This is a genomic window from Acidovorax sp. (assembly GCF_022763525.1).
Lineage (GTDB): Bacteria > Pseudomonadota > Gammaproteobacteria > Burkholderiales > Burkholderiaceae_C > Acidovorax.
This window is the reverse complement of sequence record NZ_JALEGG010000118.1, coordinates 1-9258: the sequence shown is the minus strand read 5'-3', so window position 1 is coordinate 9258 and position 9258 is coordinate 1. Positions and strand designations below refer to the sequence as shown.

The following is a 9258-nucleotide window of genomic DNA, read 5'->3' as shown; positions in this document are numbered from 1 at the left end:
CCACGGAGGAGTGGTTTGGCTTCTATGCGCCCGCCAAGACCCCGGCCAGTGTCGTGGCCCCGGCCAAAGCCGCCGTCAACGCCCCGATCAAGGAGAAGTCCGTGATCGACAGCCTGGCTGTGGTGGGCCTTATCGCCAAGGGTTCCACGGCGGCCGAGATGGCGGCATCGCAGCAGGCCGAAGCCGAGCGCTGGGGGCCGCTGGTCAAGAAGATCGGATTCACCGCAGAGTCCTGAGGCATTGCCATGGAGGTCGCAGGCGTGAAACGTGTGGCGGTGGTGGCGACGGGCGTCATCGGCGCCAGCTGGGCGGCGTACTTTCTGGCGCGCGGCCTGAATGTGGAGGCCACCGATCCTGCTGCAGGCGCCGAACAGCGCTTGCGTCAGGCTGTGGCCCGGCACTGGACCGTGCTGCAGCGGCAGGGGGCGCTCACGCCGGGTGCCAGCCAGGATCGGCTCCGCTTCCATGCCGCGCTGGAGGATGCGTTGGTCCACGCGGATTTTGTGCAGGAAAGCGGGCCCGAGCGGCTGGACATCAAGGCGGATCTGTTCGCCCGGATGGATGCGGCCGCGCCGCCGCGTGCGCTGCTCGCGTCCAGCTCGTCAGGCCTGCCGGTGACGGAGCTGCAGGCGCGCTGCAAGCGTCCGCAGCGCGTGGTGCTGGGGCACCCGTTCAGCCCGGTGCACCTCATCCCGCTCGTGGAAGTCTGCGGAGGTGAGAGGACGTCGCCAGAGGCCGTCGCCCAGGCAATGGCCTTCTACGCCGCCATCGGCAAGCGTCCCATCCATGTGCGCCGCGAAATCACGGGCCACATCGCCAACCGCCTGCAGGCGGCGCTGTGGCGGGAGGCGTTCCATCTGGTGGACCAAGGGGTGGCGAGCGTGGCTGACATCGACACGGCCATTGCCCACGGGCCGGGCCTGCGCTGGGCCCTGATGGGGCCTTTCATGAATCTGCACCTCTCAGGGGGCGAAGGTGGCATGGAGCACCTGTTGGCCCATCTGGGCGGCCCGATCGAAGCCTGGTGGCAGGACCTGGGCGCGCCGTCCCTCACGCCCGAGCTGCGTCGCCGCGTGGCCCAGGGCGTGGAGGAAGCGCGGGGTGAATGCACCAACGCCGCGCTCGCAGTCGCACGGGACGATGCGTTGACGCAGCTACTGCGCGTAAAGCAGGCCAGCGACGTGCTGGACTAGCGCCATCTGCCGGGCCACCCCGCCCAAAGCTCGAAAAAAGCGAGCCCCAGCAACACACGGTGCCGTCGCTGCCTTGTTCACGCAGCGGTTGGGCGCCGCTGCGCCCGCCAAAAGGCGGCCTATCACTGAAAAGAGAGGCGAACACCATGCATCCCGCGTTCCTTGACGACGAGACCCAGATTGCACCGCCCCGCGCTGTGCTGACGGCGCGGGGCGACGGCGCATTCATCCTGCGCTCCCCCGAGGCGCTCGGCCCTTACGCCCGCTGCGTAGGCGAGTGGATCGAACGCTGGGCGCGCGACACACCCGAGGCGTTGGCTTTGGCCGAGCGCAGCGATGGCGCGGCGCATTGGCGCACGCTGACCTACCGCGAGCTGCGCGAGGCCATCGGCGCCGTCGCGCAGTCGCTGCTGGACCTGAACCTGCCCGCAGGCCGGCCCATCGCCATCCTGTCGGACAACGCGGTGGACCATGCGGTGCTCATGCTCGCGGCCATGCATGTGGGGATCACGCCGTGTTCCCTGTCGAGTGCCTACGCGCGTTCGCAGGACACGGGCCGCCTGCACCGCATGCTCGCGGTGCTGGGGCCCTCGCTGGTCTACGCGTCGGACGCTTCGGTCTATGGCGCCGCACTGCAAGGCTGGGCGACGGATGCCGTGAAGGTCTTCAGCCAGCGCGCCGAGGCGGTGCCCGGGGCACGGCCCTTCGCGCAGCTGCTGGCGGGCCGCGAGACGCCGGCGGTGCGCGCCGCTTTGGAACGCATCGAACCCGACCACCCCGCCAAATACCTGCTGACTTCGGGCTCGACCGGCCACCCCAAGGTGGTCATCAATACCCACCGCATGCTCTGCGCCAACCAGCAGATGATTGCGCAGACTTGGCGGTTTCTGGCCCGTGAAAAGCCTGTGCTGGTGGACTGGCTGCCCTGGAGCCATACGTTCGGTGGCAACCACAACCTCCACATGGTGCTGTGCCACGGTGGCACGCTTTACATCGATGAAGGCCGGCCCGCGCCGGGGCTCATTGAAAAGACCGTGCGCAACCTGCGCGACGTGCGCCCGACGATGCTCTTCAACGTGCCTCGCGGCTTCGATATGCTGCTGCCACACCTGGAAGCCGATGCGGCGCTGGCCGCCGATGTCCTCTCGCGCATGCGGCTGGCTTTCTATGCGGCGGCGGCGCTGGCGCCCTCCACGTGGCAGCGGCTGCAGGCCGTGGCGGCGCGCGTGCGGCCTGCGCAGCCGCTGTGGCTGACCACTTCGTGGGGTTCCACCGAGACGGCGCCAGCGGTGACGAGCGCGCATTGGGGGCTTGAGAGTGCGGGATGCATTGGTTCGCCGCTGCCCGGGCTCACGCTCAAGCTCGTGCCCAACGGCAGCAAACTGGAGATGCGGGTCAAGGGGGTCTCGGTGTTCCCGGGCTACCGCAACGCGCCGGCCGAGACGGCGACGGCCTTCGACGAAGAGGGCTTCTACCGCATTGGCGACGCGGGTTACCTGGTAGACCCGGCTCGCCCGGAGCGGGGCGTGGTGTTCAACGGCCGGGTGGCCGAGGATTTCAAGCTCTCCAGCGGCAGCTGGGTGTCGGTGGGGACGCTGCGCGTGGCACTGGTGTCCGAACTGGCGCCGCTGGTGCAGGACATCGTGCTCACGGGCCACAACCGGGACGAAGTGGGCATGCTGGTGTTTCCGTCTGCGGCCGGCGCAGCGGACCTGCCCCGCCTGAACGCCGCGCTGCGCGCCGTGATGCAGGCTCGCCGCCACGCCGGCGCCGGCTCATCGCAATGCCCGACCCGCGCACTGGTCATGGCGTCGGCACCCAACCCGGACCAGGGGGAAATCACCGACAAGGGCTACTTCAACCAGGCCGCCGTGCTTGCGCACCGGGCCACGGAAGTGGAGCGGCTTTACGCGAGCCCTGCAGGGGCCGGGGTGGTTCTGGCCTGATCCCTGCGCACTTCACGCCCTCGGGCGCCAGCTGCACGCTGCCGGCTCCGCCAAACAAAAAAGCCCGCAGCGCGTGGCTGCGGGCTTGCGTGCGGACCTCGGCGTTGGTGCGCGGGCGATGTGTTCAACAACCCGCGCCGCCGCAACAGCCATCAGACCGTGGCGTCCTTCAGCTTCTTCAGCGCGCGGGTCTTGATCTTGACGGAGGCGGGCTTGGCGGGGAACCAGCGCTCTTCACCGGTGAACGGGTCCTTGCCAAAACGCTTCTTCTTGGCGGGGATCTGCTGCAGGCCGATCTTCATGAGGCCGGGCAGCGTGAATTCGCCAGAGCCCTTCTTGTGCACGGAGCCGAGGATGGCGGCTTCGAGTGCGGCCAGCACGGCCTTGGTGGCCTTGGGTTCCACGCCGGACTGTTCGGCCAGGTGTGCGACCAGGGTGGTCTTGTTGAACGCGGCCTTGATCGGCTTGATGCCCACGGCAGCAGGCGCAGCGGCCTTCTTCGCTGCGGGTGCTGCAGCCTTCTTGGCGACGGGTGCCGCCTTCTTTGCAGCAGCAGGTGCCGCTACCGTCTTGACCGCCTTCTTTGCAGGCGCTGGAGTCTTCTTTGCAGTTGCCATGATGATGATTCTTCGTTGTTCAGAGTTGCACATTGCCTCCCCTCGCTGGAAGGAAGGTGCGCAATTTTAGGTGCGGCGCGCGTGATTGCGCAAAAAGCAAAGACCCGCCAGTGCGGCGGGCCAGTGCAGCACGGCGCAAAAACAGTGCGCCGCACGTGGCTGAGGGATTGGGCGACGGGCTCGCGCAGCCCGCGTGGTCGTGCCGCGTTGCTGTCGTTTCAGAGCTGCGGGGGCGGTGGTGGCAACTGGCGAAGGCGGCCCCGGTGCAGCCCTTGCAGGCGGTGGCGCTGCAGCGCCAGCAGCTCCACCAGGCCCCAGGCCAGCGCGCACGCGAGCGTGGTGAACGCCAGCGCCATGCGACGCAGATCAGTCCTGCGCAGCGGTTGCCGCAGTGGCTTCATCACAGGGCATCCATCCATCGGTGCGCGGCAAATCGAAGCTCGGCCAGCCCGGCGCATCGAAGAGTTCATCCAGCCAACGCTGCCATCCAAACCATCTCCAGAGCATGATCGTGCACCTGTTCGTAAGTGGGTTCGCTGGTGACAGTAGCGCTGCCGTGTGACAGTTTTGCGTCGTTTGGCTGAATTCGCACAGTCCTGCGTGGGCGCTGTTCCCGCGCTCGCGGGGCGGATATGCTGGCTGCCAACCCCGCCGCGTTGCCCGGCTTCCCATCGTCTCCTGCGCCCTCTTCATGAATACGCTGCCCGAGTTGCTGGCGCTTGAAAAAATCATCGAGCTCGGCGCGCCACATCTGCAGGTGCGCGTCCTGCGGCAGGTGCAGGCCGCGCCGGATGCCAGCTTTCCCATCCTTGCCATCGGCCTGGGCAACCCGGCTGCGGATGCGCCAGCCATGGGTTTTTTTGGCGGCGTGCACGGGCTCGAGCGCATTGGTGCCCAGGTGGTCATCGCCTATTTGCAGAATGTCGTCATGCGGCTGGGGTGGGACGCCACGCTGCACCACCAGCTCGAGCACATGCGCATGGTTTTCATGCCCGTGGTCAACCCGGGTGGCATGTGGGCTGCCACGCGCGCCAATCCGCGCGGCGTGGACCTGATGCGCAACGCGCCGGTGGAAGCCACCGACCGCGTGCCGCTTTGGATCGGCGGGCAGCGGATCAGTGCGGGCCTGCCCTGGTACCGGGGGCGCGCGGGCGATGCGATGGAAACAGAGAGCCAGGCCCTGTGCGAGGTGGTGGCGCAAGAGCTGCTGGCACGCCCGTTCAGCATGGCCATCGACTGCCATTCGGGCTTCGGGGTGCGGGACCGTCTGTGGTTTCCCTTTGCGCACACGCGCACGCCGTTTGCGCACCTGGCCGAGATGCATGCGCTGCACGAGATCTTCTGGCAGGCCCACAACCAGCATCCCTACACCATCGAGCCGCAAAGCGCCCAATACCTGGCCCATGGCGACCTGTGGGACCACCTGTACCTGCAAGCCTGCCGCGAGGTGCCGGGCCACACCTTCCTGCCGCTGACCCTGGAGATGGGATCGTGGCTGTGGGTCAAGAAAAACCCACGCCAGCTGTTCTCGCGCAATGGCATCTTCAACCCGCTGATCAGCCACCGCCAGCAACGCGTGCTGCGGCGGCATCTGTCGCTGCTCGACTTCCTGGCCCGCGCCGCGTGCAGCCATCGCCGCTGGGTGCCGCCGCCCGAATGCCGTGCGCGCCACCGCGCGCAGGCCTTGGCTGCGTGGTATTCCTGAAGCTCCCGGGGCCTTGAAAATGCAGCCGTGGATCTTGCTCAGGGGCCTGACGCGCGAACGTGCGCACTGGGGAAGCTTCGCCCAGGCGTTCGAGCGCGCCGTACCTGGCGCTCCCGTGGTGGCGCTTGATTTGCCGGGCAACGGCCAGCGGCATCACGAGCAGTCGCCCGCCGCGGTGCGCGGGATGGTCGAATGCTGCCGTGCCGAACTGGCCGCGCAAGGTTTGCGGCCGCCTTTCGGCATGCTGGCCATGTCACTGGGCGCGATGGTTGCGGTCGAATGGGCCCGTGTGGCGCCCGGCGAGCTGGCGCGTTGCGTGCTGGTCAATACCAGCCTGCGGCCTTTCAGTCCGTTTTATGAGCGGCTGCGGCCTGCCAGTTACCCGGCCGTGCTGCGCTGTGCGCTGCCGTGGACGACCCCGCAAGCCATCGAACGTGCCGTGCTGCAGATGACGAGCAACCTGGTGCGCGCACGCGGGCCGGTGGTGGATGAGTGGGTTGAAGTTCGCAAGCGAAGGCCGGTGTCGACCCTCAACGCCCTGCGTCAGTTGCTGGCAGCCGCGCGCTACACCGCGCCCGTGGCCCCTCCGCGCGGGGAGGCGCCGGTGTCGGCGCGCTTTCTGCTGCTGGCCAGCCAGAACGACAGGCTGGTTTCCAGCAAGTGTTCGCAGGCGATTGCACAGGCATGGCAGGTGCCAGTGCGTTGGCATCCGCTGGCGGGGCACGATTTGCCTCTGGACGATCCGCAGTGGGTTATCGCGCAAGTGGCTGAGTGGGTGAGCGCCACGCAGATGTGTGCATCGGTGTGAGAGGTGTCACGGGTTTGCCGTCACCCGTCCAGCCCGGCAAGCCCGCCCTGCGCCACGAGTTCACGCCACCATGTCCGGTAGCCCGCATCGCTGGGGTGCAGCCCGTCGGCGGCATGGAGTTCTGTGCGGCGCGCCACAAACGGGTCTTCGTCCCGCGGCTTGAGAAGACGCACATAGTGTGCATGGCGGGCGGCGGAGATCTCCTGCACCAGGACATGCAATCGGTTGGACCGTCGGGACATCACCCAGGACAGTGGAGGCATGAAGAACGGCGCATGCCCCACGTTGCCGCAAGGCATCAGCACCACCCGAGCGGCTTTTTGCCGGGCCAGGTCCACCACGGCTGTGATGTGCCTGCGCAGCGCAGCCTCAGAGGTGAAGCGGATCACATCGTTGCCGCCAGCGAGCACCAGTACCAGGTCGTAGCCCGCGGCGGCGCGCTCCAGCTGTTGTGCCACATCGGCATACCGCGCGCCGTTGCTGGCGAGGTTGTCGATGTGCCATGCGGGGTGCCGTTGGCCGATAAGGCCAGGCAGGCTGGCAAGCGGGCCGCTGGCGCCGGTGCCCACAGCCGTGCTGTCGCCCACGACCAGGATGCGCCGGGTGGGCTGCGCGGGCTGTGCCGCGTAGGGCCGGGCTTCGTTCGCCAGGCTGGCGGTTGTCCAGATACGCCAGGGTGCGCACCCCGCCAGCATGGAGATGCCCGCACCCAGGGCTGCCATCGCGATCACGCGGCGCTTGAAGGCAGCGGCGGGTGGGCCAATGCGAAGTCGTGTCATGGACGAAGCGCAGATGCGCGAAGGGGAACGGTGAAGACCCTACAGGCTATCGCTGCCCTGCGGGCAGGCGCGTCGGTGCGCCGCAGTGGCGGGCGTAGGACGGTGCCGTCGTCTCAGCACCGTGGGTTTCGTGGCTCCTTAGCTCCGTGCGGCGGTGCCTACTGCTTGAATACGATGGCTTCGAGCCCCATCGCCCGGATGGATGTGGCCGCCGCGTCCGCGCCGGCCCGGTTGTTGTAGGGGCCGACGCGCACACGGATGCGGCGACCCTTGGCACTCTGCAGCTCCTGGCGGAATGCTGGCAGCCCTTCGTTGAGCAGCCGTGCCTGCGCCTTGCGCGCGTTGGCCTCGTCCGCGAACAGGCCCACGTTGATGTAGTAGCCAGGAGCGGTGCCGACCAGCGGCAAGGGGGCTGAGGACGCGCTGGCAGCAGCGGTCGCGGCAGAGGCGGCTACCGCAGGGGATTTCGCGGGCTTGGGCTTCGCCTTGGCGCTGGAGGCGGCACGGCTGGCCGGTTCTGCCGCGGGCGTGCTGGTCGAAGTCGGCTTTTTGGTGGAGGGGGCGGGGCTCTTGTCGGCTGGCGCGGCCGTGGCGGCAGCGACCACCGGAGCGGATGCCGGCGCGGTCGCTGGCGGCGAGGGCGCTGCAATGGGCGCGGGCGCTGGCGTGGACAGAGCTGGGGTAGAAGGGGCCGGCGTCAATGCCGGCGCCGGCGTGGTCGGTGCGGCGGGCGCGGCTTGGGATGCGGATGGCTGGGCGCCGGTGGCCACGTCGGTACCCGCCTCCGGCTCGGGCGCCACGGACACCCGTCCCGACGCAGCGGCCGACGCCGCTGCGGCTGTGGCCTGCGCCACGGTCACGGCGGGCTCCAGGGCGAGCGGCCTGGCGTCTGGTGATGGCGAGGACGGCCACAGCAGGTAGGCCAGCACGGCTGCGGCCAGCAGCGCGCCGTTGGCCCACACCACGGCATGCAGCCGCTTGCGCGTGCTGGCCTGCTTTTGCAGCGAGGCGCAAGCCTCGGGCAGCGTGCGGGAGGCGGCCAGGGCCCGTCCCACGCGCTTGCGGATGTCGGCATAGAGGAGGGCGTTGCCATACAGCCCGGGCACCACGAATGCGAGCATGGCAAAGGCGCCCAGCACGCCCAGCTCAATGCCCAGCGGCCAGTGCAGCAGCGATCGCCCGAGGGCGTACACCACCAGCGCCAGCCCTTCCGCAGCGGCCAGATACACCAGCGAAGCGCTCCACAGCTGGCGGAAGACCATCCAGTTGAGGGTGCTCAGGCACGCGGCCCAGTTCCAGCTGGTGGTGGTGCGCCCGGTGTTGTCGAAGCGATCGAAAACGGCCAGGTAGTAGTCGGTGTTCACCGGGCCCAGCGCCAGCCTGGTCAACGCTCGCATGGCGTTGTCGGACGGCGAATCCAGCGATGCGGCCGGAATGATGGAGGCGACAGGATCCGTGTGGTCGAGCATGCCCGGATTCTGTCACGGGCCGCCTGCCCGGCCTACGGCCCCGCGGCCACGCTGCCGCAAACGGCCCGGCGCGCGGCGTCAGCCGGATGCGCGCGGAGCGGGTGTGAATGAAAAAGGCCGCTGGCGCTTATCCATAAAGCGCTGATAGCTATCAAAATAATAGCTATTGGCGCTTGGGGCGGCGGCTCAGGCGCCCCGCACCATGGCCATCACCTTCGCGGCGTCCAGGGTGGCTGCCTTTTGCTGGATTTGCGGCAGGTACTGCGACTGCATCTGCTTGGCGGGCCCCAGCAGCCCCTCAAACGTCTCGCGCAGCATGGCCGTGCTCATCACGCGGCCGCCCGCGTAATAGCGCTTGGCGACTTGCCCCAGGGCATAGGTGGTGGCGAACGAGAACGCCATGCCCGTGGCCGTGCCCCCCAGGCCGCCGATCGTGCGGCCCGCCGCCTTGCCCAGCAAGCCGCCCAGCAACTTGCGGCCAAACTGTTCCAGGTACTGCGACGTGAGGCCCACGCCGGCCGCCGCTATGAACTCCTTGATATGCCCCTGGTCCAGTTCCACGCCGTGGGCCTTGCCGATGCCATACACCATCTTCACCTGCATCGGAATGATCGCCATGGAAGCCCAGGACTGCGGCAGCAGTTCCAGCGCGCCGTTGAGCAGCGCGTAGTTGAGGATGGATTGGTCCAGCTCGGCATCGGCCGGGCCGGGGCGTTGGGAAGCCGGCTGCGTCGCCGACGT

Annotated in this window: 9 protein-coding genes and 1 pseudogene; 5 read left to right on the top strand and 5 right to left on the bottom strand. The window is 68.4% G+C overall.

Going from position 1 to position 9258, the window contains the following annotated elements:
• The 3 genes from MRY84_RS09430 to MRY84_RS09420 form a co-directional block, all read left to right on the top strand.
• Positions 1-236, top strand: a 236-nt coding sequence (locus MRY84_RS09430; protein WP_291505472.1) for a tripartite tricarboxylate transporter substrate-binding protein, incomplete at its 5' end; no start/stop codon positions are given.
• A gap of 9 nt (positions 237-245) precedes the next feature.
• The gene (locus MRY84_RS09425) at positions 246-1193 is read left to right on the top strand and encodes a 3-hydroxyacyl-CoA dehydrogenase NAD-binding domain-containing protein (protein WP_291505471.1); all 948 of its coding nucleotides are present in this window, start codon (positions 246-248) and stop codon (positions 1191-1193) included.
• Between the two features lie 146 nt (positions 1194-1339).
• Positions 1340-3139: a feruloyl-CoA synthase gene (locus MRY84_RS09420; protein WP_291505470.1), complete on the top strand. Its 1800-nt coding sequence runs from the start codon at positions 1340-1342 to the stop codon at positions 3137-3139.
• A gap of 152 nt (positions 3140-3291) precedes the next feature.
• Here the strand turns inward: MRY84_RS09420 and MRY84_RS09415 are convergent, their stop codons facing one another.
• Positions 3292-3756 (bottom strand): HU family DNA-binding protein, encoded by a 465-nt coding sequence (locus MRY84_RS09415; protein WP_291505469.1) that lies wholly within the window; start codon positions 3754-3756, stop codon positions 3292-3294.
• Between the two features lie 218 nt (positions 3757-3974).
• Positions 3975-4157 (bottom strand): hypothetical protein, encoded by a 183-nt coding sequence (locus tag MRY84_RS09410; protein WP_291505468.1) that lies wholly within the window; start codon positions 4155-4157, stop codon positions 3975-3977.
• A 290-nt stretch (positions 4158-4447) separates the two neighbouring features.
• On the opposite strand from MRY84_RS09410, the gene MRY84_RS09405 reads away from it, so the two are divergent.
• Positions 4448-5461 carry a M14 family zinc carboxypeptidase gene (locus MRY84_RS09405; protein WP_291505467.1) on the top strand — a complete coding sequence of 338 codons (1014 nt, stop codon included), beginning with the start codon at positions 4448-4450 and terminating at the stop codon, positions 5459-5461.
• A gap of 19 nt (positions 5462-5480) precedes the next feature.
• Positions 5481-6269, top strand: coding sequence for an alpha/beta hydrolase (locus MRY84_RS09400; RefSeq protein WP_291505466.1), 789 nt, complete (start codon positions 5481-5483; stop codon positions 6267-6269).
• A 20-nt stretch (positions 6270-6289) separates the two neighbouring features.
• On the opposite strand, the gene MRY84_RS09395 is transcribed toward MRY84_RS09400, so the two are convergent.
• The 3 genes and pseudogenes from MRY84_RS09395 to MRY84_RS09385 form a co-directional block, all read right to left on the bottom strand.
• Positions 6290-7048 carry an SGNH/GDSL hydrolase family protein gene (locus tag MRY84_RS09395; RefSeq protein ID WP_291505465.1) on the bottom strand — a complete coding sequence of 253 codons (759 nt, stop codon included), beginning with the start codon at positions 7046-7048 and terminating at the stop codon, positions 6290-6292.
• A gap of 158 nt (positions 7049-7206) precedes the next feature.
• On the bottom strand, positions 7207-8517 hold the full coding sequence (locus MRY84_RS09390; protein ID WP_291505464.1) for an SPOR domain-containing protein: 1311 nt from the start codon (positions 8515-8517) through the stop codon (positions 7207-7209).
• Between the two features lie 186 nt (positions 8518-8703).
• A pseudogene (locus tag MRY84_RS09385) lies at positions 8704-9258 on the bottom strand (GTPase); the annotation flags it as partial.

Coding starts and splice junctions, on each gene's coding strand:
- MRY84_RS09425 (WP_291505471.1), top strand. CDS start 246: ATGGAGGTCGCAGGCGTGAAACGTGTGGCGGTGGTGGCGACGGGCGTC.
- MRY84_RS09420 (WP_291505470.1), top strand. CDS start 1,340: ATGCATCCCGCGTTCCTTGACGACGAGACCCAGATTGCACCGCCCCGC.
- MRY84_RS09415 (WP_291505469.1), bottom strand. CDS start 3,756: ATGGCAACTGCAAAGAAGACTCCAGCGCCTGCAAAGAAGGCGGTCAAG.
- MRY84_RS09410 (WP_291505468.1), bottom strand. CDS start 4,157: ATGAAGCCACTGCGGCAACCGCTGCGCAGGACTGATCTGCGTCGCATG.
- MRY84_RS09405 (WP_291505467.1), top strand. CDS start 4,448: ATGAATACGCTGCCCGAGTTGCTGGCGCTTGAAAAAATCATCGAGCTC.
- MRY84_RS09400 (WP_291505466.1), top strand. CDS start 5,481: ATGCAGCCGTGGATCTTGCTCAGGGGCCTGACGCGCGAACGTGCGCAC.
- MRY84_RS09395 (WP_291505465.1), bottom strand. CDS start 7,048: ATGACACGACTTCGCATTGGCCCACCCGCCGCTGCCTTCAAGCGCCGC.
- MRY84_RS09390 (WP_291505464.1), bottom strand. CDS start 8,517: ATGCTCGACCACACGGATCCTGTCGCCTCCATCATTCCGGCCGCATCG.